The organism is Actinoplanes sp. CA-030573, assembly GCF_050951115.1.
In the GTDB taxonomy this organism is placed as follows: domain Bacteria; phylum Actinomycetota; class Actinomycetes; order Mycobacteriales; family Micromonosporaceae; genus Actinoplanes.
In genome coordinates this window covers 8,606,731-8,629,265 of record NZ_CP192038.1, presented here as the reverse complement: position 1 = coordinate 8,629,265, position 22,535 = coordinate 8,606,731, and the positions used below count along the sequence as shown (strand labels likewise).

Annotated in this window: 26 protein-coding genes; 18 read left to right on the top strand and 8 right to left on the bottom strand. The window is 71.8% G+C overall.

Features of this window, described 5'->3' with window-relative positions:
- Positions 1–17: 17 nt before the first annotated feature.
- A complete protein-coding gene (locus ACQP2F_RS39840) occupies positions 18–1,094 on the top strand; it encodes an amidohydrolase family protein (protein ID WP_433296993.1) in 1,077 nt (358 codons plus the stop codon).
- Here ACQP2F_RS39840 and ACQP2F_RS39835 read toward each other — a convergent pair.
- Together ACQP2F_RS39835 and ACQP2F_RS39830 are read right to left on the bottom strand one after the other, a co-directional pair.
- On the bottom strand, positions 1,084–2,451 hold the full coding sequence (locus ACQP2F_RS39835; RefSeq protein ID WP_433296991.1) for a PQQ-binding-like beta-propeller repeat protein: 1,368 nt from the start codon (positions 2,449–2,451) through the stop codon (positions 1,084–1,086). The two genes, ACQP2F_RS39840 and ACQP2F_RS39835, sit on opposite strands and share 11 nt — an antisense overlap.
- Positions 2,441–2,956 (bottom strand): SigE family RNA polymerase sigma factor, encoded by a 516-nt coding sequence (locus tag ACQP2F_RS39830; protein WP_433296989.1) that lies wholly within the window; start codon positions 2,954–2,956, stop codon positions 2,441–2,443. The genes ACQP2F_RS39835 and ACQP2F_RS39830 overlap by 11 nt, the downstream gene beginning before the upstream one ends.
- Before the next feature lie 78 nt (positions 2,957–3,034).
- On the opposite strand from ACQP2F_RS39830, the gene proS reads away from it, so the two are divergent.
- The 13 genes from proS to ACQP2F_RS39765 all read left to right on the top strand — a co-directional run bounded on the left by proS (position 3,035) and on the right by ACQP2F_RS39765 (position 11,911).
- On the top strand, positions 3,035–4,441 hold the full coding sequence (proS, locus tag ACQP2F_RS39825) for a proline--tRNA ligase (protein ID WP_433296987.1): 1,407 nt from the start codon (positions 3,035–3,037) through the stop codon (positions 4,439–4,441).
- Entirely contained in the window at positions 4,441–5,085 is a 645-nt protein-coding gene (locus ACQP2F_RS39820; protein WP_433296985.1) for a DUF402 domain-containing protein, read from the top strand. Before proS ends, ACQP2F_RS39820 begins: the two co-directional genes overlap by 1 nt.
- Before the next feature lie 169 nt (positions 5,086–5,254).
- Entirely contained in the window at positions 5,255–5,815 is a 561-nt protein-coding gene (gene rpsP / locus ACQP2F_RS39815; protein WP_433296983.1) for a 30S ribosomal protein S16, read from the top strand.
- Entirely contained in the window at positions 5,793–6,050 is a 258-nt protein-coding gene (locus ACQP2F_RS39810) for an RNA-binding protein (protein WP_014447131.1), read from the top strand. Before rpsP ends, ACQP2F_RS39810 begins: the two co-directional genes overlap by 23 nt.
- Before the next feature lie 3 nt (positions 6,051–6,053).
- Positions 6,054–6,617 (top strand): ribosome maturation factor RimM, encoded by a 564-nt coding sequence (gene rimM / locus ACQP2F_RS39805; protein ID WP_433296979.1) that lies wholly within the window; start codon positions 6,054–6,056, stop codon positions 6,615–6,617.
- 2 nt (positions 6,618–6,619) lie between these two features.
- Positions 6,620–7,378 (top strand): tRNA (guanosine(37)-N1)-methyltransferase TrmD, encoded by a 759-nt coding sequence (gene trmD / locus ACQP2F_RS39800; protein ID WP_433296977.1) that lies wholly within the window; start codon positions 6,620–6,622, stop codon positions 7,376–7,378.
- A gap of 120 nt (positions 7,379–7,498) precedes the next feature.
- Positions 7,499–7,855: a 50S ribosomal protein L19 gene (gene rplS / locus ACQP2F_RS39795; RefSeq protein ID WP_433296975.1), complete on the top strand. Its 357-nt coding sequence runs from the start codon at positions 7,499–7,501 to the stop codon at positions 7,853–7,855.
- Positions 7,856–8,019: 164 nt separating this feature from the next.
- Positions 8,020–8,916 carry a signal peptidase I gene (gene lepB, locus ACQP2F_RS39790; protein ID WP_433296972.1) on the top strand — a complete coding sequence of 299 codons (897 nt, stop codon included), beginning with the start codon at positions 8,020–8,022 and terminating at the stop codon, positions 8,914–8,916.
- Positions 8,913–9,563 (top strand): signal peptidase I, encoded by a 651-nt coding sequence (gene lepB, locus ACQP2F_RS39785; protein ID WP_433296969.1) that lies wholly within the window; start codon positions 8,913–8,915, stop codon positions 9,561–9,563. Before lepB (ACQP2F_RS39790) ends, lepB (ACQP2F_RS39785) begins: the two co-directional genes overlap by 4 nt.
- Before the next feature lie 43 nt (positions 9,564–9,606).
- A complete protein-coding gene (locus ACQP2F_RS39780) occupies positions 9,607–10,065 on the top strand; it encodes an NUDIX hydrolase (RefSeq protein WP_433296967.1) in 459 nt (152 codons plus the stop codon).
- Entirely contained in the window at positions 10,065–10,913 is an 849-nt protein-coding gene (locus ACQP2F_RS39775) for a ribonuclease HII (RefSeq protein WP_433296964.1), read from the top strand. The genes ACQP2F_RS39780 and ACQP2F_RS39775 overlap by 1 nt, the downstream gene beginning before the upstream one ends.
- The gene (locus tag ACQP2F_RS39770; RefSeq protein WP_014447123.1) at positions 10,910–11,233 is read left to right on the top strand and encodes a DUF2469 domain-containing protein; all 324 of its coding nucleotides are present in this window, start codon (positions 10,910–10,912) and stop codon (positions 11,231–11,233) included. The genes ACQP2F_RS39775 and ACQP2F_RS39770 overlap by 4 nt, the downstream gene beginning before the upstream one ends.
- Before the next feature lie 297 nt (positions 11,234–11,530).
- Positions 11,531–11,911, top strand: a complete 381-nt coding sequence (locus tag ACQP2F_RS39765) for a murein hydrolase activator EnvC family protein (RefSeq protein ID WP_433296961.1) — start codon at positions 11,531–11,533, stop codon at positions 11,909–11,911.
- Here ACQP2F_RS39765 and ACQP2F_RS39760 read toward each other — a convergent pair.
- Positions 11,902–13,089 (bottom strand): aminotransferase class V-fold PLP-dependent enzyme, encoded by a 1,188-nt coding sequence (locus tag ACQP2F_RS39760; RefSeq protein WP_433296958.1) that lies wholly within the window; start codon positions 13,087–13,089, stop codon positions 11,902–11,904. The genes ACQP2F_RS39765 and ACQP2F_RS39760 overlap by 10 nt on opposite strands.
- Positions 13,090–13,106: 17 nt before the next feature.
- Entirely contained in the window at positions 13,107–14,192 is a 1,086-nt protein-coding gene (locus tag ACQP2F_RS39755; protein ID WP_433296956.1) for a tyrosine recombinase XerC, read from the bottom strand.
- A gap of 48 nt (positions 14,193–14,240) precedes the next feature.
- On the opposite strand from ACQP2F_RS39755, the gene ACQP2F_RS39750 reads away from it, so the two are divergent.
- Positions 14,241–14,831, top strand: a complete 591-nt coding sequence (locus tag ACQP2F_RS39750; RefSeq protein ID WP_433296954.1) for a DUF6636 domain-containing protein — start codon at positions 14,241–14,243, stop codon at positions 14,829–14,831.
- 212 nt (positions 14,832–15,043) lie between these two features.
- Here ACQP2F_RS39750 and ACQP2F_RS39745 read toward each other — a convergent pair whose 3' ends face one another.
- Positions 15,044–15,448, bottom strand: coding sequence for a winged helix-turn-helix domain-containing protein (locus ACQP2F_RS39745; protein ID WP_433296952.1), 405 nt, complete (start codon positions 15,446–15,448; stop codon positions 15,044–15,046).
- Positions 15,449–17,307: 1,859 nt separating this feature from the next.
- Here ACQP2F_RS39745 and ACQP2F_RS39740 point away from each other — a divergent pair.
- Complete coding sequence (locus ACQP2F_RS39740; protein WP_203780320.1) at positions 17,308–17,493, top strand: DNA-binding protein; 186 nt, start codon at positions 17,308–17,310, stop codon at positions 17,491–17,493.
- Between the two features lie 39 nt (positions 17,494–17,532).
- On the opposite strand, the gene ACQP2F_RS39735 is transcribed toward ACQP2F_RS39740, so the two are convergent.
- Genes ACQP2F_RS39735 through ACQP2F_RS39725 form a run of 3 tightly spaced genes read right to left on the bottom strand, consistent with a single transcriptional unit; the run spans position 17,533 to position 20,592 of the window.
- Entirely contained in the window at positions 17,533–18,717 is a 1,185-nt protein-coding gene (locus ACQP2F_RS39735; RefSeq protein WP_433296949.1) for a DNA-processing protein DprA, read from the bottom strand.
- Positions 18,701–20,233: a YifB family Mg chelatase-like AAA ATPase gene (locus ACQP2F_RS39730; RefSeq protein WP_433296946.1), complete on the bottom strand. Its 1,533-nt coding sequence runs from the start codon at positions 20,231–20,233 to the stop codon at positions 18,701–18,703. Before ACQP2F_RS39730 ends, ACQP2F_RS39735 begins: the two co-directional genes overlap by 17 nt.
- Entirely contained in the window at positions 20,233–20,592 is a 360-nt protein-coding gene (locus tag ACQP2F_RS39725; RefSeq protein ID WP_433296944.1) for a YraN family protein, read from the bottom strand. The genes ACQP2F_RS39730 and ACQP2F_RS39725 overlap by 1 nt, the downstream gene beginning before the upstream one ends.
- Positions 20,593–20,747: 155 nt before the next feature.
- Between ACQP2F_RS39725 and ACQP2F_RS39720 the strand changes: the two genes are divergently transcribed.
- Complete coding sequence (locus ACQP2F_RS39720) at positions 20,748–21,374, top strand: hypothetical protein (protein WP_433296942.1); 627 nt, start codon at positions 20,748–20,750, stop codon at positions 21,372–21,374.
- A gap of 245 nt (positions 21,375–21,619) precedes the next feature.
- Positions 21,620–22,525, top strand: coding sequence for a 30S ribosomal protein S2 (rpsB, locus tag ACQP2F_RS39715; RefSeq protein WP_433296939.1), 906 nt, complete (start codon positions 21,620–21,622; stop codon positions 22,523–22,525).
- Positions 22,526–22,535 lie beyond the last annotated feature (10 nt).

Sequence of the window (22,535 nt, the reverse complement as noted above, 5' to 3'; positions counted from 1 at the left end):
TCGGGTAGGACTGTCCCATGGCATTCCATGTGCGTGGGGCGGTGCTGCCCGACGGTGAGGTCCGGGATCTGTGGCTGGTCGGCGATCGGGTCACGTACGAGCCGGTCTCCGACGCCGAGACTATCAGTGACGGGGGCTTCATCGTCCCGGGGCTCGTCGACGCGCACTGCCACCTCGGCATCGCCTACGGGGCCAAGCCGATCGAGCACCTCGACCAGGCCCGCGAGCTGGCCGTCATCGACCGCGACGCCGGGGTGCTGGCACTGCGGGACGCCGGCTCGCCGTACCCCTATCCGGAGCTCGACGACGAGCCCGGGATCCCGCGCCTCGCCCGCGCCGGCCGGCATGTCGCGCCGCCGAAGCGGTACCTGCGCGACATCGGTATCGAGGTCGCGGCGGAAGACGTCGCGGCCACCGTCACCGCCCAGGCCAAGGCCGGCACCGGCTGGGTCAAGATCGTGGGGGACTGGATCGACCGCGGCGTCGGCGACCTCGCGCCCTCCTGGGACGCCGCCACCATGACCGCCGCGGTCGAGGCGGCGCACGCGGCCGGCGCCCGCGCCGCCGTGCACACGTTCTCCGAGGAGGGTGTGGAGATCATGGTGCGGGCCGGGGTCGACTCGGTCGAGCACGGCACCGGGTTGAGCGAGGACCTGATCGACGAGATGGCCCGGCGCGGGACCGCGCTCGTGCCCACGATGATCAACATTCGGACGTTCGGGAACATCGCCGAGCAGGCGCGCGCGAAGTTCGCCGGGTACGCCGACCACATGATCGCGCTGCGGGACCGGTTCCCGTCGGTGGTGCGGGCCGCGCACGAGGCGGGCGTGCCGATCTACATCGGCACCGACGCCGGCGGCGGCATCCGGCACGGGCTCGCGGCCGAGGAGATGCTGATCATGCAGGAGGCGGGGCTGCCGGCCGCCGACATCATCGCGTCCGCCTCGTGGAAGGCGCGGGAGTGGCTGGGCTTCCCCGGCCTGGTCGAGGGCGGCCTCGCCGACCTGGTGGTCTACGAGGCCGACCCCCGGGCCGACCTGAGGGTGGTGCGCGCACCCTCGCGGATCGTCCTGCGCGGCCAGATCATCCGGTGAGCGTCCAGACCCGCAGATCGGTCGCGGTCGGGCAGATCAGCCGGTCGCTCGTGTGCACGCACCGGCCGTTGCGCGTCGGCACCTCGCCGAGCCGGGTCAGCCGGCGGTCGCCGACCCGGAACGTCGTGACCGTTCCCGGCGCCAGCGCCGGATACATCACCAGCGTTCCCGGGGTGAGCCAGCCGACCTCGGCGTCGGGGGTGCGGACGACCTCGGCGCCGGCCGCGTCGTACAGCACCGTCGTGCCGCCCCCGCTGACCAGGACGTGGTCCCCCCGAGCCGACAGGCCGGCCGGGCCCGGCGGCCCGGCCACCCGCCAGAGCGTGCGCCCCGTCGCCCGGTCGATCGCGGCCACCGTGGTGCGGCCGTCGCTCGCCTGATCGAGCACGCACAGCCGTTCGTTCCCGCAGACGTCGAAGCTCACCAGGCCGGCCCCGGTGGCGATCACCGCCGAGCCGCCCCCGGGCGAGTCGAGGTCGGTCACGCGGACCCCGCCCGACTCCTCCTCGGTGTAGAGCCGGCCGTCGATCACGGCGGCCAGGCCGTCCCGGCGCGGGCTGCCGGCCGACGTCGTATGCCGGACGGCGCCGGTACCGGCGTCCCGGACCACCGCCCGGCCCGTCGTGGTCAGCTGCACGACCGCGTCGCCGGTGTAGCCGTCCGGCGTCGGGTCGCCCGCCGTCCGCATGCCGAACGTGCGTATCGGCGAGTCGCCGCCGGGGGCGCCCGACCAGATCCGGGTCCCGGTCGCCCAGTCGTACCCCTCGGTCTCCCTGGTCGTCGCCGACCAGCGCACCAGCGCCCGCGGGTGCGGCACCAGCGCGTCGTTCTCGCCCACCGTGAGCCGCCAGAGCTGGCGGCCGTCGGCCGGGCGCAGGGCGGTGACCGTCCGCCGGGTCGTGCCGGCGATGAGCAGGACCGCCGGACTCGTGGCGCGCAGATCGACCAGCTGGGCGTTCCGCTCCACCGTCCGGTCCGTCCAGAGGGCGGCGCCGGTCGCCGGGTCGGTCGCGACCACGCCGACCCGGCCCTGCGCGTCCGACCAGGCGGTGAAGACGCGCCCGCCGGCGATCGCCGACCAGGTGTCCCGCAGGCCGCCGCCGAGCGGGATCGGCGCGCCCACCTCCGGCAGCGCGTGGCTCGGCGGCGAGACCGGGTGGCCGTCCCGCCGGGTGCCGGCGAGGAACCCGGCGACCCCGGCCGTGACCAGGCACACCGCGACGGCGGCGGACAGGGCGGCGACCCGGTTGCGAGTGCGCTGCCGGCCCCGGCGCCGGGCCCGGTCCGCGGTGCCGAGCGGGATGGCGTCGGCCTGGCCGGCCAGGGCGGTGAACAGGTCGTCGAGGTCAACGGGCATCGGTGCTTCCCTCCACGGTCAGGGCGGCGTCGGCGGGGTCGAGCGCCGCGGCCAGTCCGGCCCGGCCGCGGGACAGCCAGGACTTGACCGTGCCGGTGGCGACGCCGGTCTCCGCGGCGATCTCCGCCACCGAGCGGTCGAGCAGGTAGTGCAGGGCCAGCGCCCGGCGATGCGCCGGCGGCAGCGCACGCATCGCCGTCACCAGCAGCACGGTGTTCTCCGACGGCGGCGGCGCGGGCGGTGGCGGCGGGTCGAGGACGGCCCGGGCACGGCGCACGCCCAGGCGGCGCCAGCGGTCCGAGGCGAGGCGGTTGACCACCATCCGCAGCCAGGCTTCCGGGTTCTCGTACGCGGAGAGGCGTCGCCACCGCTGCCAGGCTCGCGCGTACGCCTCCTGCACCAGATCCTGCGTCTCGGCCGGATCGCCGGTCAGCCCGTACGCGTACCGGGCGAGACGCCGGGCCGTGTCCCGGTAGAACGCGTCGAAGTCGTGGGTCCCCGTCATCTCCACCGCCCTTCCCCTACAAGACACGGGAAGCCCGCCGGACAGGTTGCGCAAGAGGCGCGGCTAGGATGCTGGCTCATGGCTCGAGTGCTCACTCCGCGTGCGGAGGACTTCCCCCGCTGGTACCAGGACCTGATCGCCAAGGCGCAGCTGGCCGACAACGGCCCGGTCCGGGGCACCATGGTGATCCGGCCGACGGGCTACGCCATCTGGGAGCGCATGCAGGCCGACATGGACGCGCGCATCAAGGAAGCGGGCGTGCAGAACGCGTACTTCCCGCTGTTCATCCCGGAGAGCTACCTGCGCCGTGAGGCCGACCACGTGGAGGGTTTCTCGCCCGAGCTCGCGGTGGTCACCCACGCGGGCGGCAAGCAGCTCGCGGAGCCCTTGGTGGTACGCCCGACCAGCGAGACGGTCATCGGCGAGTTCATGGCGAAGTGGGTCGACTCGTACCGTGACCTGCCGTTGCTTTTGAACCAATGGGCGAACGTGGTCCGCTGGGAGCTGCGCCCGCGCACGTTCCTGCGCACGACCGAGTTCCTCTGGCAGGAGGGCCACACCGCGCACGCCACCGAGGCCGACGCCCGTGAGCACGCGCGTGACATCCACAAGAACGTGTACCAGGCGTTCATGGAGGAGATCCTGGCCGTACCGGTGATCCCCGGCCGCAAGACCAGGGGTGAGCGGTTCGCCGGCGCGACGAACACGATGACCGTCGAGGCCATGATGGGCGACACCAAGGCGCTGCAGATGGGCACCTCGCACGAGCTCGGGCAGAACTTCGCGAAGGCGTTCGACATCACGTACTCGTCGGCGGCCGGCTCGGTCGAGCACGCCTGGACCACGTCGTGGGGCACCTCGACCCGCATGATGGGCGGGCTGATCATGGTGCACGGCGACGACAACGGCCTGCGGCTTCCGCCGCGCCTGGCGCCGATCCAGGTGCAGGTCATGGTGGTCAAGGCGGGCGAGGGCGTCACCGAGGCGGCGGCCAAGCTGCGCGACGAGCTCAAGGCGGCGGGCGTACGGGTGAAGCTCGACGACCGGGCCGACATCCCCTTCGGCCGCCGGGCCGTGGACGCCGAGCTGCAGGGCGTACCGATCCGGGTCGAGGTCGGACCGCGCGATCTCGCCTCCGGCAACGTGACGGTGGCCCGCCGCGTGGACGGCTCGAAGTCCCCGATCCCGATCGGCGACCTCGTCGGCGCGGTGACCTCCGCGCTCAAGGCCGACCAGCAGCGCCTCTACGACGACGCGCTGGCGTTTCGCGAGGAGCGCACGGTCGACGTCAAGACGCTCGGCGACGCGATCGAGGCGGCCCAGACCGGCTGGGCCCGGGTGCCGTGGTCGGCGATCGGCGAGGCGGGGGAGAAGGAGGCGAACGGCAAGGCCGTCACGGTCCGCTGCCTCACCCGCGACGACGGCACGATGCCCGACTCGGACGAGGAACCGGGCCTGATCGCCTACCTGGCCCGCTCGTACTGATGCGCTTCGCTCCCGGCCGCACGATCCTCTACCGGAATTTCTCGGGCGGCGAGCTGAGCGCGGTCCGGCCCTGCCGGGTGATCTCCGACGACGACCGCGGGCTGCTGTTGTGGCTGGCCCGCGGCACCGCGGTGATCGGTCTCGTGGCGCCGGACGGCCGGCGCATCCGGCAGATGCCGTTCGCCGAGTGGGCGACCCTGCCGCACCGCCCGGTCCCGGGCCGCTGGCAGGGCCCGGGCGTGCTCAAGTTCATCCCGCCGGACGCGGACCACTCGGTCTGGTTCTTCCGCGACGACAGCGGCGAGTTCACCGACTGGTACGTGAATCTCGAGGAGCGCGCCGCCCGCTGGGACGACGGCCCGATCGGCGGGGTCGACGTCACCGACCAGGACCTCGACGTCGTGGTGCACCGCGACCACACCTGGGAGTGGAAGGACGAGGACGAGTTCGCCGAGCGCCTGGCCGTCCCCGGGCACTATTGGGTGCCGGACGAGGAAGCGGTCTGGGCCGAGGGCCGCCGCGTGATCAAGCAGGCCGAGGCGGCCGAGTTCCCCTTCGACGGCACCTGGACCGACTTCCGCCCCGACCCCGCCTGGCCGGTACCCGCGACCGTGCCCGCCGGTTGGGACCGGCCCAAGGCCTAATTCGGGGCCGATTGGGAGCCGGCCGCCCCGGTCTGGCAGAATGGATTCGCTTGGCACGCGTGAGGCGCCCTCTAACCCTGAGCGCGTTGCCATCCCCGAGGCCACGGTCCCGCATCCCCACGTGGGTCCCAGCCTCAAAACTCACGCAGTCATCAGGAGCGAAAACACCGTGGCCGTTAAGATCCGGCTCCTGCGGATGGGCAAGATCCGCAACCCGCAGTACCGCATCGTCGTCGCCGACTCGCGCACCAAGCGCGACGGCCGTGCCATCGAGTACGTCGGCATCTACCAGCCGAAGGAAGACCCCTCGATCATCCAGGTGAAGTCCGAGCGCGTGCAGTACTGGCTCTCGGTCGGCGCCCAGCCGAGCGAGGCCGTGCAGCGCCTGCTGGAGAAGACCGGCGACTGGCAGCAGTTCAAGGGCCTTCCCGCGCCGCCGCCGCTGCTCGTGGCGCCGGAGAAGAAGAGCCGCACCGAGCTGTACGAGGCCGAGGCCAAGTCGGCCGCGGGCGTCGCCGACACCAAGCCGGCCACCCCGAAGAAGTCGGCGAAGACCGAGTCGAAGCCGGCCGCCGCGCCGGAGGCCGCCGAGGCCAAGCCGACCGAGACCCGGACCGTCGAGGCCGCCGAGCCCAACCGCGAGGCCGTCGCCGAGACCGCAGAGGACCCCGCCGGTGCCGGCGCTGTCCAGGCTGAGGGAACGACCGTTGCCGGCGCCGACGCGAGCTGACGGGGCGCTCCGGCCCGCGCTGGAGCACCTCGTCAAGGGCATTGTCGACAACCCGGACGACGTCCGGGTCCGGCTCGTCGACTCGCGCCGCGGCAAGCGGCTCGAGGTTCGCGTGCACCCGGAGGATCTGGGAACGGTCATCGGGCGCGGCGGGCGGACGGCGAAGGCCCTGCGGCAGGTCATCGGCTCGATCGGTGGGCGCGGCATCCGCGTCGACATCGTCGACGCCTACTGACCGATGCTTCTTGTAGTCGGCCAGATCGGAAAGCCGCACGGGATCCGGGGCGAGGTCTCGGTCTCCGTGCGGACCGACGAGCCGGAAGAGCGTTTCGTCGCGGGCTCGGAGTTCGTCACGGAGGTCCCCCGGGACCGCCGGGTGAGCTCCGGGCCGGCGGCGGCTCCCGGCGTCGTCTACCAGGTGCCGCCGTCGCTGGTCGTCGAGTCCGTGCGCTGGCACCAGGGCCGCGGGATCGTCCAGTTCGAGGGCGTCCACGACCGCAACATCGCCGAGGCCCTGCGCGGTGTGCTGCTCCAGGTCGAGAGCTCCTCCCTGAAGCCGCCGTCGGACCCGGACGAGTTCCACGACCACCAGCTGGTCGGGCTGCGCGTGGTGACCACGGACGGTTCCGACCTGGGCGCCGTCGCCCGGATCGACCACGCGCCGGCGTCGGACCTCATTGTTCTCGACAAATCGGGCGGCGGGCAGGCGTTGATCCCGTTCGTCACCGCGCTCGTGCCGACCGTGGACGTCACCGGCGGCAAGATCGTGGTCGACCTGCCCGAGGGCCTGCTGGACCTCTGAGCATGCGCGTCGACGTCATCACGATATTTCCGGAGTTCCTGGCTCCGCTCGAGCTGTCGCTGATCGGCAAGGCCCGGGCCACCGGCGCCCTCGACCTGACCGTGCACGACCTGCGTACCTGGACGCACGACGTGCACCGGACGGTCGACGACACCCCGTACGGCGGCGGCCCCGGCATGGTCATGCGCCCCGAGCCGTGGGGCCAGGCCCTCGACGCCGTCGGCGAGGGCACCCTGATCGTCCCGTCCCCGGTCGGCAAGCGGTTCACCCAGGCCGACGCCCACGAGCTCGCCGCGCTCGACCACCTGATCTTCGCCTGCGGCCGGTACGAGGGGATCGACCAGCGGGTGATCGACGACGCGGCGGAGCGGATGCCGGTCCGGGAGATCTCGCTCGGGGACTACGTGCTCTTCGGCGGCGAGGTGGCGGTCATCGTGATCATGGAAGCGGTGACCCGGCTGCTGCCCGGCGTGCTCGGCAACGCGGCCTCGCTGGACGAGGAGTCGCACGCCCACGGGCTGCTCGAGGCCCCGATGTACACCAAGCCGGCGGTGTGGCGCGACCGTCCGGTGCCCGAGGTGCTCCGCTCCGGTGACCACGGGAAGATCGCCCGCTGGCGGCGCGACCAGTCCCTGCTGCGGACCGCCGCCCGGCGACCGGACCTGATGGCCGGGTACCCGGCCGACGCTCTCGACAAAGCGGACAGGAAGACGCTGGACGAGGCCGGATTTCGGATCACGCCGCCGGATGTGGCAGAGTAGTGAGGTTGCCGTTTTCCCTCCGCGCCGCGGAGTGAGGACGAGGATCCCCGTAAGGAGATCAGAAGTACCCACCTCGCGCATCGAACTCCCGATGCGCCTCAGCACGACGAGGATGCAGCGATGAACACGCTGGACGCTCTCGACGCCCAGTCGCAGCGCACCGACCTTCCCTCCTTCCGCGCCGGTGACACCGTCAAGGTGCACGCCCGGGTCGTGGAGGGCAACCGTTCCCGTGTGCAGGTGTTCCAGGGCGTCGTGATCGCCCGCCAGGGCGCCGGCCTCCGCGAGACCTTCAAGGTCCGGAAGATCAGCTTCGGCGTCGGTGTCGAGCGGACCTACCCGATCAACAGCCCGGCGATCGACCGCATCGAGGTCGTCTCCCGCGGTGACGTGCGGCGCGCCAAGCTCTACTACCTGCGCGAGCTGCGGGGCAAGAAGGCCAAGATCAAGGAGCTTCGGGAGAAGCAGACCGTCTGATCCTTATCGATTCCGGCGCTGGGGGAACTACGCTTGCTCTTGTGCCGGATGGGATCAATGTGAACCCTTCCAGTGCTACCGCCCGTACTTTCGGGCGGTAGCTCTGTATTCAGAGGGATTAGCGCTGTTTCCGGAGCGGTTCGGCGGGTCGGCGGCGGCGGGAGATGCGAAGCGTGGAACCGATGCAGGGCTATCGGCCGTCCGAGCGGCGACGGCGCTCGATGATCCGGCGCAAGGAGATGCCCCTATGGCAGGAGTTGCCGCTGCTGCTGGTGGTGGCGTTCTGCCTGGCCGTCCTGATCCGCACCTTCCTGGTGCAGGCCTTCTACATCCCCAGCGGGTCGATGGAGAAGACGCTGCTGGTGAAGGACCGGGTCCTGGTCAACAAGGTGGTCTACGACCTGCGCGACCCGGTGCGGGGCGAGATCGTGGTCTTCCGCGGCACCGACAACTGGGCGCCCGAGGTGACCGAGCCGGTCAGCAACAGCTTCGGGGCCAAGCTCGGCCGTACCATCGGTGATCTTGTCGGCGTCAGCCGTCCGGGTGAGCGCGACTTCATCAAACGAGTGATCGGCCTGCCCGGTGACAAGGTCGCCTGTTGTGACGACAAGGGCCGGATCACCGTGAACGGGGTCGGCATCGACGAGTCGTACATCGCCGACGGCTACAACTCCGATCTCAACCAGCCGCCGAACCCGACGCAGTGCACCAGCCGCCGGTTCGCCGAGATCACCATCCCGCAGGGTGAGATGTTCGTCATGGGCGACCATCGCGCCGTCTCGCAGGACGCCCGCTGCCAGGGTCCGGTGCCGATCAAGAACATCATCGGGCGCGCGTTCGTCATCGTCTGGCCCAGCAGTCGCTTCACCAGCCTCTCCGTTCCGGATGTGTGGAAGACATACGCCGCCGACCACCCGACCGCGGCCGCCGAGGGGCGGGTTCCGGTGCGCCGGGACGACCCGGCCGCTGACGCTTTCGTCCTCCCGATTCTGTTTAGTGCCGCGCTATCCGCGCGTTCCGGACTGCTCTTCGTGACCCGGCGACGTAGGCTCCGTTCGTGATTGACGAGCAGCCCACCACCAAGCGCCGCGGCTCCTTCTGGCGCGAGCTTCCGATCCTGCTGGGGGTGGCGATCCTCGTCGCCGTTCTCGTGCGCGCCTTCGTCCTGCAGACGTTCTACATCCCGTCGCCCTCGATGGAGCACACCCTCAACGTGCTGGACCGGGTGCTGGTCAACAAGCTCGTCTACGACTTCCGCGACCCGCGCCGCGGCGAGATCATCGTCTTCAAGGCCCCGGCGGACTGGCAGTCCGGCGCCGAGGGCGAAGACTTCATCAAGCGCATCATCGGCACGCCCGGCGACACCGTCGAGTGCTGCGACGCGCAGGAACGCCTGATGATCAACGGCCACTCGCTCGACGAGCCGTACATCTACAAGGACGCCGACGGCAACCAGGACCCGGCCGCCGACCGCAAGTTCAAGATCACGGTGTCGAACGACCGGCTCTGGGTGATGGGCGACCACCGCTCGGCCTCCGGCGACTCCCTCGAGCACTACGAGGAGACCAGCGACATCCAGGAGGCGACCATCCCCGAGGACTCGGTGATCGGCCGTGCCTTCACCGTGTTCTGGCCGGTCAGCCGGGCGACGTGGCTCTCGGTGCCGTCGGGCTTCGACGACATTCCCGACGCGACGGCGGCAAAGTAGCACCCGCTCGATAGATCCACCCCGGGCGCAATAGGCTTGATGCGTGACCCAGATCGACCGCCGTGCCGCGCGCGTGCTGCTCGTCGACCGGGCCGGCCGCACGCTGCTGCTGCACGGCGGCGACCCGGCCCGTCCCGGGGAACGCTGGTGGTTCACCCCGGGCGGCGGCATCGAGGAGGGTGAGACGCCCGCCGAGGGCGCCGCCCGCGAGCTCGCCGAGGAGACGGGCCTGCGGGTGGACCCGGCCGAGCTGGGCGAGCCCGTGTGGCACGAGGTGACCGAGTTCAGCTACCGGGAGCGGGCCTACCGCCAGGATCAGGACTTCTTCCTGCTGCGGGTCGCCGAGTGGCAGATCGACACCGCGGGCATGGACGAGGACGAGCAGCAGACCATCACGGAGCATCGGTGGTGGTCGGCCGAGGAGATCGAGGCGAGCTCCGAGCAGATCTTTCCCCGTACGCTGGCCCGGCTGTTGCGGGGTCTCACGGAGGTGGTCAGCTGATGCTCGCGCCACCCCGCACCGTCGTCCGCCGGGAGGGCGGCATCTACGCCCTCGAGCGCGCCCTGCAGCGCCGCGGCTTCCGTTTCGTGGCCGGCGCCGACGAGGCCGGCCGCGGCGCCTGTGCCGGTCCGCTGGTGGCCGCGGCCGCGATCCTGCCCGAGGGCAAGCGCGGCGAGGTGCCCGGGCTCGCCGACTCCAAGCTGCTGACCCCGGCCGCGCGCGAGCGGGTCTACGCCGAGGTCGTCGACCGGGCGCTGGCCTGGTCCGTCATGATCATCCCGGCCACCGAGGTCGACTCCCGCGGCCTGCACGTGTGCAACCTGGCGGCGATGCGGCGGGCGCTGGTGTCGCTGTCGACCTCACCGGAGTACGTGCTGACCGACGGCTTCCCGGTCGACGGCCTGGGCGTCCCCGGCCTCGCGGTGTGGAAGGGCGACCGGGTCGCGGCCTGCGTGGCGGCCGCCAGCGTGCTGGCCAAGGTCACCCGGGACCGCATCATGGTGGAGATGGACAGCCGGTTCCCCGACTACGGGTTCGCCGTGCATAAGGGATACATCACCGACGAGCACAGCGCGGCGCTCACCCGGCACGGGCCGTGCGCCGAGCACCGTTTCTCGTACGTGAACGTCGCCGCGGCCTCGGGCCGGGGCAACCGCCCACCCCGGGCGCGGCGCCCGGCCGTGATCGAGGCGGCCTCGCTGTTCGACGGCCTGTCCGATGCATCCATGGCCGAGCCGCCGGTGCTTCCGGGCGCTGGTGAGGGTACCGTCGGCGTGGCGTCGGGCGACCAGCCTCAGCCGTCGCCGTCGGTGGGGGAAGATGAGGCCATGGAGGGCGAGAAGCGATGAGCGCAGAGGATCTCGAGAAGTACGAGACCGAGATGGAGCTGCAGCTCTACCGGGAGTACCGCGACATCGTCCGCCAGTTCTCCTACGTGGTGGAGACGGAGCGCCGGTTCTACCTGGCCAACCAGGTGGACCTGCACGTGCGCAACTCGGACGGCGAGGTGTATTTCGAGGTCGAGATGCACGACGCCTGGGTGTGGGACATGTATCGGCCGGCTCGGTTCGTCAAGAATGTCCGCGTGATGACCTTCAAGGACGTCAACGTGGAGGAGCTGGAGAAGCCTGACATCTCCCTGCCGGACGACGCCGGCTTCGGCGGCTGACGGCCGGGTTCTCCACAGCTTTTCGGCTGTCCACAGGGGCGGTCGCGGCGGCCCTGCGTTTGCGGCATGGTGTCGGCCATGCCGGTCGCTCTGCCTTTCCTCGTCGCGCTGCTCCTGTCGGCCCCGGCGGCGCCTTTCGTCCCGGCGGCGCCTTTCGTCCCGGCGGCGCCTTTGGTCCCGGCCGGGCCGGCGGGCTTCGTGGCTTTCGTCCCGCTCGGCCATGGACATTTCGGGCGTCTTGCCGTCCCTCGACCGGGTGAAACCGGCTATGGCTGGCCGCTGACTCCGGCCCGGGTCGTGCGGCGATTCGACCCGCCACCGCAGCCGTGGCTGGCCGGTCACCGCGGAGTCGACCTGGCCGGTGCCCCCTCGACCGTCGTGCGCGCGGCCGGGGCCGGCACGGTCGTCTTCGCCGGCACCGTCGCCGGCCGGGGTGTCGTCAGCGTCGCCCACGCCGGCGGGCTACGCACGACCTACGAGCCGGTGTCCGCCACCGTCGCGGTCGGCGCTCACGTCGCGCGCGGCGATCCGCTCGGTCTGCTCGACGCCGGCCATCCCGGCTGCCCGGCCGGCGCGTGCCTGCACTGGGGTCTCCGGCGCGGCCGCCTCTACCTCGATCCCCTGGTCCTCCTCGGGCTCGGCCGGGTCCGTCTGCTGCCCCTCGGCGGTCAGCGTTGAAGGCCGGCCAGCAGCGGGGGCAGGCGCTCGGCGAAGCGATCGTATTCGTCCGGGCGGTTGTAGACCTGGGCGCTCAGCCGCAGCCAGCCGCGGCCGCCCCAGGCGTTCACGGCGGTCTCGGTGGCCAGCTTGTCGGAGATCAGCAGGCGCAGCGCCACCGCCTCCGGGGCGGTCGTCGCGAGGCCGGCCGGCAGCGGGATCACGCGCATCGCGGTCGTCGGGTCGGTCGGCTGCGGCAGGTCGCCGGGGGCCACGCCGAGCGCCGCGCCCACCACGCGCTGGCCGTAGCCGACGAGCGCGGCGTTGTGCGCGCGGACCGCGTCCCAGCCCAGGGTGCGCAGCGTGAAGAGCCCGGTCGGCGCGGCCAGCCAGGGCGTGTAGTCGAGCGTCCCCTGGTACTCCACCGACAGCGGGAAGCCCTCGTCCTGCTCCCACGAGACGACCAGGGGCTCGATCCGCCGCCGCCACGGGGGAGCGACCGCGAGCAGGGCCGTGCCGCGCGGCGCGAACGCCCACTTGTGCAGGTTGCCCACCCAGAAGTCGGCCCCGATCGCGGTGACGTCGACCGGGATCATGCCGGGCACGTGCGCGGCGTCGACCAGCACCGGGATCTCTTGCTCGCGGGCGGCGGCGGCTATCGCGCGTACGGGAAAGGTCGCCGCCGTGGCCGAAGCGATCTGGTCGATGATCAGCAGTTTGGTCCGGCCCGGCCGCAGCGCCGCTCGCACCCGCGAGGTCACCTCGGCGTCGGAGGCGCCCAGCGGCAGCGCGACGGTCCGCGCCGTCGCGCCCAGCCGGCGGCACTGGCGGCGGGTGGCCATCGCGACCGAGCCGTAACCGTGATCGGTGAGCAGCACCTCGTCGGCCGGCTCGAGCCGCACCGACTGCAGCACCAGCGAGATCGCCGAGGTCGTGTTCGGCATGAGCGCGCTGCCGTCGGGGTCGGCGCCGAGGAAGGCCGCGAGGTGCCGTCGGGTGTGGACGACCCGGTCGAGCATGCCTTGGGTGTAGAACTTGTGCGGATTTGCCTCGATCTCGTCGCGCAGTCGCTGCTGGACGCGCTGCACGCCGACCGGAACCGCGCCGAAGGAGCCGTGGTTGAGATAGGAAACGGCCGGGTCCAGCGAGAACAGGAGGCGGGCCCCGGGCAGGGGTGCGGGCGGGTCTCCGGCGCTCACGCCTCGATCGTACGGTGTCATGCCCGGGGGTGGGCCTGTTTGAAGGCGGCCCGGAGGCGCTCGGTGGACACATGCGTGTAGATCTGCGTGCTCGAGAGCGAGGCATGACCGAGCAGATCCTGTACGGCGCGCAGGTCGGCGCCCCCGTCCAGCAGGTGCGTCGCGGCCGAGTGCCGCAGGTCGTGCGGGCTGGTGTGCGGCAGCCCGGCGCGCTTGGCGGCGGCGTCGACGATCCGCCGGACGACCGTCTGCTGGAGCCGGCCGCCCTTGACCCCGAGGAAGAGGGCGTCCAGGCTGGCGTGCGTCATGAGCGCGGGCCGCCCGTGGCGCAGCCAGGCGGTGAGCGCATGCTGGGCGGGGAGGCTATAGGGGACGGCCCGCTCCTTGGCGCCCTTGCCGAAGACACGCACAACCCGGCGGGACTCGTCGAGGTCGGCGCGGTCGAGGCCGCAGAGTTCGCTCACGCGTACGCCGGTCGCGTAGAGCAACTCGAGGACGGCGCGATCCCGGAGTTCCTCGGCGGTCCCGCCTTGCGTGCCGCTCCCGTCTTTCGCGCCGCCGCTGCCGCTGTGCCCGCCGTCCCCGCCTTGCCTGGCGCTCGCGTGGCTCTCAGCTCTCGCGCCTCTCCCACCTTGGGCGCCTCTCCCACCTTGGGCGCCGCTTCCGTCTTGAGCGCCGCTTCCGTCTTGGGCGCTTCTCCCAGCTTGAGCGCCGCTCTCTATCAGCGCGGCGGCCTGGTCGGCGCGAAGCACGTTCGGCAGGTCCCGGTGAGCGCGAGGGCTGGCCAGCTGTGCCCCCGGATCGGCGGGGACGAGCCCGGCGCGATGAGCCCAGGCGGTGAAGGTCCGGGCCGCGGCGGCTCGGCGTGCCTGCGACGTCCGTGCGGCGCCCGATCGCATGCGCGCGGCCAGCCAGCTTCGAAGCACCGAGATGTCCAGATCGGCCGGGGCGGCGCATCCCCTCTCGGCCGCATGGTCGAGCAGCGAGACGACGTCGCCCACGTACGCACGCACGGTGTGTTGCGACCGGTTGTCGACGCGGGCGAGATGGCGCCCGAACTCGTCGACCGCATCCCGCATCGCGACCGGGAGCCGCTCGTGCATCGCCCTCGATCCGCGGTCTTGTGCCTCGTCCATAAACTGCGCCTCACTATGAACCCGAACCGCCGCGCCCTGCTCACCGCCGTCGCCCGCACCGGCGTCGTTGTCGGCCGCGCCGGCGCGGTCGTCGCCCGCATCGGCACCGCCGTCGCCCGCACCGGCACCGTCGTCGCGCTGACGGCGGCGGCCGGCTGCGACGCCGGCGGCACGAGCGACCCGGTGACGCCGAAGCCGACGCTGTCCGCCCACGCCGGCATGGGTGGACCGGCCTCGCCTCCGCCATCGTTCTCGGTCTCCGAGGTGTCGCAGTCCTACTTCAACACCCCGTCCAAGAACATCTACTGCTACCTGGACGATTCTGCGGTGCGTTGCGACATAGTCAAAGCGACGTTCCTATGGCCGGACAAGCCCGCCGCCTGCGAGCTCGACTGGGGCGGCGCCGTCCGGCTGGGCAACGGCAAGGCCCGGGTCCTCTGCCACGGCGACACGCTCATCGGAACATCGAAGGAAACTTTGGCGTACGGAACGGGCGTCCGATCCGGCTCCGTGGAGTGCGACAGCGCGAGCACCGGCCTCACCTGCAAGGACTTGGATTCGGGCAGCGGGTTCACGTTGTCGCAGGCGCGCTACCGCATCTTCTGAGGCCGCGTTTCTGTCGTACCCCCACCCTAGGGTCGACCCATGGCAACCTCCCCGCGTAGCGCCCGTCCAGCCGTGTTCCGTCCGAGCCCGCCCGGCGGGGCGAGGTTGCCGCTTCAAGTTCTTCCGGCCCGAGCCGGACCGTCATGCCGATCACCAGCCGCCGGGCCTGCGCGGCCGTCCTCGGCGAGCGCCGCTTTTCCGCGGGTGCGCTTCTACGGCCGGGTCAGCTGCACGCGGTCGGCGGGGTGGACGGTCTCCGTGCCGTCGGTCGCGGTGACGACCAGCACCGGCACGCCCTCGCCCAGGCGATACTTCCGGCGCTCGGCGTCGGTCGGCATGCGGGCGCCGGCTCGCTCGCCGCGGCCCAGGGTCACGAGCTCGGTCGGCTCCGGCACGCGCACAAATGTCCCGCGCGGACGGTCGACCGTGACCAGGCCCTCGGTGCGCAGCTGCCCGATCGCCTGGCGGACGGTGGTGCGACTGATGCCGTATTCCTGTGCCAGGCGCAGCTCGCTGGGCAGTGGCTCGCCGGGGCCCAGCTCTCCCGACTCGATCTGGTTGCGGAGCAGGTCGGCCAGTTGGCGGAAGACTGCTCGGTCCGCGGAGGGATCGATCATGTCCCTCAATTTACGTGGCCACGATGCTCCATCATATTGTACGTATGTAGGCACGTCCGTATAATACAACTGCCGCACTGAGAAGGCCCAGACTTGATCGGGCGGCAGGGCGGGCGACGGTCAGTCGATCGCTCGTAGGGTCGCGAAAGCGCCTGGTGCGCGGTCCGGCCGTCGCCCGTTCCACCGCTGCCGGGAGACCAGCGGTGACCGCCTCGGAGCGCGAAAGCCCGCCCTGTCAGGCCGGCCAGCGCCTCGAGAGTCGGAGCCCAGCCCAGCCCAGTCCGACCGCCACCTCCGCGCGGCGCCGCATCGCGCTGCGCCGAACTGCTTCGAGCCTCAACGCACCGCATTGCACGGTCGCGCTCGCATGAGGTCACACTGGCGTTGGGTCGCTCGCTTGGGGTCGCGCTCGCATGGGTCTCGCGTGGGTCGCTCGCTTGGGTCGCGCTCCGGATTGGCTCGCGCTTGCACCGCGGCGTGCTCGCATGGGTCTCGCGTGGGTCGCTCGCTTGGGTCGCGCTCCGGATTGGCTCGCGCTTGCACCGCGGCGTGCTCGCATGGTTTCGCGCCCTCGCCGGGGCGCGCTCACTTGGGGGCCGCGTTCAGACAGCGGCGGACGCACAGCGGTGGGTGTCTACAGAGGCGAGCCTGCTCTTACCGGAGAGCCCACGACAAGAACCGCTCATAGAAGTCGGCCGGCTCCGTCTCTCCATGAGCTATGAGGTCCCCGAGGGCGTCATACATCTGGCTGGACAGATAGATCCTCAGTACCGACGGAAACTGCTGAAATTCCAGCCGCAGGTCAGCCTTGGCGGTGGGGCACGGCCACGGCTGCTTGCAGACCCGGCAGTCCCAGCCGGGTCGCGCGTGCAGGTGTTCGATTCGCCCGACCACGGTTCTCATTGGTGTCCTCGGTCGCCCGCTGACGTCGGCGAGGATGCCGACTCCGGACGAAAGGCAGGCCTCAGGCGGGTAGCACACCTGGGGAGGGCGACCGACCCCGGCAAGCAACCCAGGGCCCTGACCGCGGCTCCGCTGGCGCGGCACGACCTGCCGCGATGGTCCGCCTCGATTCATTGCCGCCCCCATCCGACGCGTTCGCCTTCCGTTTGCTCACCGCACCAGAGGCGACCGCGTCGACCCCCGTGCGGCCCGGCACGCAAGCCCCGCACGCCGGCCCGCCCGGCGCGGTCGCCGGCCCGCCAGCGCACTCGCCGGTCTGGCCGACGTGCCCGCCGGTCTGGCCGACGTGCCCGCCGGTCCTGCCAACGTGGCCGCCGGTCCTGACAGCGCGGTCGCCGGTGCGGCCGGCGTGCGCCTCAGTCCGCCCGGCGGGCCCGGATCGGCGGGAAAGCCGGTCCGGGCGCTGGGTGGTAGTGGCTTTGCGGTGCCGGCCGCGGGATGGGCGGGGCGCGACCATCGGGGTACCGGGGCGTCCGACAGGCGTGGCAGTGGGCGCACGGCGGTCAGGCCGACGAACGTCGGGAACGGGACCGCCGCCAGGTAGTCGATGACCGTGGGGAACGGGGTCGCACTGCGTGGTGGCCTGGGCTGGACCGAGGCGAGGTAGAAGACGACCGCGGGCGACGGTGTGGCGGGCCGCGCGGGGAACGGTCGTGGCTTGGCGGGTAGCTTGCGGTCGACGCACGGCCAGGCCAGGCCGCACGTGCAGCGTCGCCAAAGGGTCAGCGCGTCTCGGCGATGGGTGGGGGCTGTGGGGACCGGCTCGGTTGCCCGGCGACGCCTAGTCATGGGCTCAGTATAGGTTTCATGAGACAACCTGTCTTCTATCAAGTTGGCGACTGACTAATAGTCTCACGCCTACGGTCGATCACGTGGCAGTGAAACCGATCCGGCTCATGGGCGCGCACGAGATCCGCATCCGGCTTGGCGGGGTCAGCCGGCAGCGTGCGTACCAGATCACCAGTCGGGCCGACTTCCCCAAGCCGCTGGCCGATCTGGCGCAGGGCAAGGTGTGGCTGGCCGATGACGTCGAGGCGTGGATGAAGGTCCATCGGCGCGACTTGGACGACTCCGAGGACTGAGGGCGAGGCGGCGCGGCGGCGACCGGGAGTCGTGGGGGCTCACGGCGCCGCCTCCGTACGCCGGCGCAAGGCGATCTCGCCTTCGCGGCGCTCGATCAGACCGGCCAGTTCCAGCAGGGACAGCCGGCGAAGCACCGTGCGCACGTCCAGGCCGGCCCTGGCCGCGAGCTGCTCGGTGGTGGCCGAGCCACGCGCCGGCACCGCCTCCAGCACGAGCGCCGACTCCTCGTCGAGCGAATCACGCCGGTGTTCGGGACCGCGGGGCGGCTCCACCCCGTACTCGCCGATGCGCCCCACCGCCTCCAGGACGTGCGACGCGTTGGTGACCAGCGTGGCGTCGGGTCGCGAGCGCAGGATCTCGTGACACCCGACGGACATCGCCGAGGTCACCGGGCCGGGCACGACCATCGCGACCCGCCCGAGCGCCAGCACCCGGTTCATCGTCTGCATGGCCCCGCTGCGGGCCCCGGCCTCGACGAGCACCGTCCCCGCCGTCGCCGCCGCGATCACCCGGTTCCGGATGAGGAACCGGTGCCGCAGCGGCTCCGACCCCGGCGGCCACTCGCTGATGAGCAGCCCCGTGTCGGCGATGAGATCGAACAGCGACGCGTTGCCCGCCGGATAGGGCCGGTCGACCCCGCAGGCCAGCACCGCCACCGTGATCCCTCCGGCGGCCAGCGTCGCGCGATGGGCCGCCGCGTCGATCCCGAACGCGCCGCCCGAGACGACCGCCCAGTTCTCCTCGGCGAGCCGCGACACGATCTCGGTCGTCGTCTCGATCCCGTAGCCGGTCGCGGCCCGCGCACCCACCACCGCGAGCGATCGTTCGAGCGTCGGACCCAGCGGCCACCCGCCTCGCACCCAGACGCACAGCGGCGGCCGCACATGCCGATTGATCCGCCCCGCGCTCTCCAGTTCCAACAAGGCCAATTCGTCCACGCGGTACGGCCATTCGTCGTCGGCCGGCACAACAATGCGCGCGTCCAGCCGCTCGGCCCGCCGCATCGTGGCTTCGGCAATCCGCCGCGGATCGATCCCCGCTTTCCGAGACCGCACCGCCGCATTGAGCGTCGCGTCCGGCGTGTCGCCACGCATCAGCCGCTCGAGCGCCGCCGGAGCGCCCACTTCCTCGACGAGCGCCCAGACCTCCCGGTGACCGGGCTCGGCCAGGGTGGTGAGCGCGACCCGCGCGGCCCGATCTTCGTCGCTACCGGGCGTACTCATGCGACTCTCCCATCCGTAACTGGATCGCCTCGCCGATGTCCGCCCGGGTGGGAACTTCACGCCCGTCGAGGTCGGCGATGGTCCACCCCAGTCGCAGCACACGGTCGAAGCCGCGCGCCGACAGCAGGCCCAGATCGACGGCGCGGCGCAGGTCGGTGGTGTCCGAGGGCGGCAACCGCCACGGCGGCTTGCGCAACTCCGAGCCCGGGACCTCGGCGTTCACCCGCCATCCCCGGGCGGCCCAGCGTTCCGCGGCGGCGGCGCGCGCCCGGCCGACCTTCTCGGCCACCATCGCGGACGACGGCGCCGGGCCGTCCACTCCCACCAGGTCGGCGGCCTTGATCGGATGCAGCGTCAGGCGGATGTCGATGCGGTCGAGCAGCGGGCCGGAGAGCTTGGCGCGATAACGGCGCCGGGCGTACGCCGAGCAGGAGCAGTGCTGATCTCCCGCCGGCGAGGCGCAGGGGCACGGGTTGGCCGCGACCACGAGTTGCACCCGGGCCGGATATTCGGTCGTCCCCCGGACGCGCGCGAGGATCACGTGCCCGTTCTCCAGCGGCTGGCGCAGGGCCTGCAGCGTGGTCCCCGACATCTCGGCCACCTCATCGAGGAACAACACCCCGCGATGAGCCAGCGACAGCGCACCGGGCCGGGCCAGCCCGCTGCCGCCGCCGATCAGGGCGGCCATGCTCGCGCTGTGGTGCGGCGCCTGGTAGGGCGGGCGGCGGAGCAGTTGGCCGCCCGGTGGCAGCACGCCGGCGATCGAGTGGAGCGCGGTCACCTCCAGGGCCGCGTCGTCGTCGAGCTCGGGCAGGATCGAGGGCAGGCGCTCGGCCAGCATCGTCTTGCCCGCGCCGGGCGGGCCGAAGAGGGCGAGGTGGTGCCCGCCGGCCGCCGCCACCTCCAGGCCGTACCGGCCCATCTGCTGCCCGGCGACCTCGGCGAGGTCGGGGCCGGGCGCCGCCGGCGCCGAGGAGACCGGCGGGGGGTCGAGCAGGACCTGGTGGCCGTGGACGAACCGGACCAGCCGGCGCAGCGTGTCGACCGCATGGACGGTCACGCCGGGCACCACGGTCGCCTCGCAGGCGTTCTCCAGCGGCACGATCACCCGGGTCACGCCCGCCTGGACCGCGGCGGCGACCATCGGCAGCACACCGCGCACGGGGCGCACCGCGCCGTCGAGGCCCAGCTCGCCGAGCAGGACGACCTTCTGCAGCCGGTCGGTGGGCAGCTCGCCGGCGCTCGCCAGCAGGGCGGCCGCGATCGCGAGGTCGAAGCTGCTCCCGTGCTTGGGCAGGTCGGCGGGCAGCAGGTTGACGGTGATCCGGCGGTTGGGCCAGGTTTGTCCCGAGTTGACGACCGCCGCCCGTACGCGATCGCGCGCCTCGTGCAGCGCGGTGTCGGGGAGGCCGGTCAGGACCACCGCGGGCAGGCCCGGCGCCAGGTCGGCCTCGACCTCGACCAGGTGGCCGGAGACGCCGACGAGGCCGACGCAGAGGACTCGCGCGTAGCTCATCAGAACGCCGCGCGGGTGTGGGCGACCTTGGGCGCGCCGCGGCGCTGGGGGAGGACCTCGACCACGTCGAAGCGCAGCGTGGCCGGGTGCACGCCGGTCTCGTCGAGCCAGCGGGCGGCCAGGTGGCGCAGCTTGCGGACCTTGCGGGCGGTGATCGACTCGGCGGGTGAGCCGAAACGGTCGCCGCTGCGGGTCTTCACCTCGCAGAAGACGACCGTGTCGCCGTCGCGCAGCACGAGGTCGATCTCGCCGTCGGGGCAGCGCCAGTTGCGGTCGAGGACCACCAGGCCCTGCTCCTGCAGATGCTCGGCGGCGACCTTCTCGCCGTACGCGCCGAGTGCTTGTCTTTCGGTCGTCATGGGGCACAACCGTGGACCTCTTCGGGCGGCCGTGCCGGAAAATCTTGCCGGCTTGTGGACGGAGCGCGACAGTGGAAAACCGCTCTGTAGCCGTTCCGGTGTGTTATGGCTTCAGCGGTGGCATCGGAGACCGAGGTCACTTACCGTGCGACATCGTGGAAGGACACCGCTACGCGGCCGACGACGAGCCGAGCTGGTACGAGGGCAAGGGGCTGGGCCAATATGCCCGGTCCACCGATCCGGGCGTCTACGACTCGGGCATCCACGAGCGTCCGAGCGGCGCGTTCCGCCTGCCGGAGCAGCGGCCGGCGGTCGCACCGGCATCCAACCCGTACGCGCTGACCGACCCGATAGCGACGACGGGCAGCCAATCCATCCCGGTGCGCGGGCCGGAATATCCGACAATTCGGCCGACTGGCGGCGAGCAGCAGGTGGCCCCGGTGAGCGAGCCGACCGCCCTGGTCCCGCCGATCCCGGCGCCGAAGGAGAACGTCTACCACTCCCGGCGACCGGTCACGTCGTTCCTGGTGGCGATCGTCATGGTCGTCCTGATGATCCCGGTCGTCCGGCTGCTGATCGATCAGACGTTCACTGGCGACCCCACGCCCCACGGCATCGTCCCGGCCGTCCTCCTGACGCTGGGCTTCACGCTGACCGGCATCGGGCTCTTCGCCATCGCGCGCGGCGGCACGATCACCCGCGAGAGCTGGTTGCGCCCGCCCGTGGCGTACCTCCCGGCTGGTTTGATCTTGTTGGTGGCCGCCGGCCTCGCAACCTCCTGAAAGGGTCGAAAACCCCACAGAAAACGACGGCGGAAACCTGGCGTATGCTTGGTTCTCGGCGACCGCTACGCGCGGTCGACCTCGCGTGCCCTCTGTCAGGTCGGTAAGGCCAGGCAGCGACGGCCCTCCCTGGTCTCGATCTTCGCGAATGGCGGAGCCCGGGTCCGACTGTGGCCGGCGACCGGGCGCCAGGACGCCCACCGCCGGTGGGCGTGACAACCAGGGACTGCAGGGAGCAACCCACCATGGCCGTCGTGACCATGCGTCAGCTGCTGGAGAGCGGTGTCCACTTCGGGCACCAGACCCGGCGCTGGAACCCGAAGATGAAGCGCTTCATCTTCACCGAGCGTAACGGCATCTACATCATCGACCTGCGCCAGACGCTCGACTACATCGAGAAGGCGTACAGCTACGTGCGTGACACCGTCGCCGAGGGTGGCCACATCCTCTTCGTCGGCACCAAGAAGCAGGCGCAGGAGGCCATCGCCGAGCAGGCGACCCGCGTCGGCCAGCCGTACGTGAACCACCGCTGGCTGGGCGGCATGCTCACCAACTTCCAGACCGTCTACAAGCGGCTCCAGCGGATGAAGGAGCTCGAGGCCCTGGGCGACCTGAGCGGCACCGCCGCCGGGTACACCAAGAAGGAGACCCTCCAGCTCTCCCGCGAGAAGGAGAAGCTCACCAAGACCCTCGGCGGTCTGCGTGACATGACCAAGGTGCCGTCGGCGATCTGGGTCGTCGACACCAAGAAGGAGCACATCGCCGTCGACGAGGCCCGCAAGCTGGGCATCCCGGTGATCGCCGTGCTCGACACCAACTGCGACCCGGACGAGGTCGACTTCCCGATCCCGGGCAACGACGACGCGATCCGCTCCGCCGAGCTGCTGACCAAGGTCGTGGCCAGCGCCGTGGCCGACGGCCTCATCGCCCGCTCCGGCCGCAACCGCGGCGGCGAGGACACCAAGCCCGAGGTCGGCACCGTCGCCGCCGGCGAGCCGCTGCCCGAGTGGGAGCGCGACCTGTACGAGGGCGCCGAGAAGAAGGCCGCCGAGGCCGCTCCGGCCGCCGAGGCCGCTCCGGCTGCCGAGGCCGCCCCCGCCGCCGAGGCCGAGGTCGCTCCCGCCACCGCCGAGACCGTCCCCGCCGAGTAAAGAGAGAGTC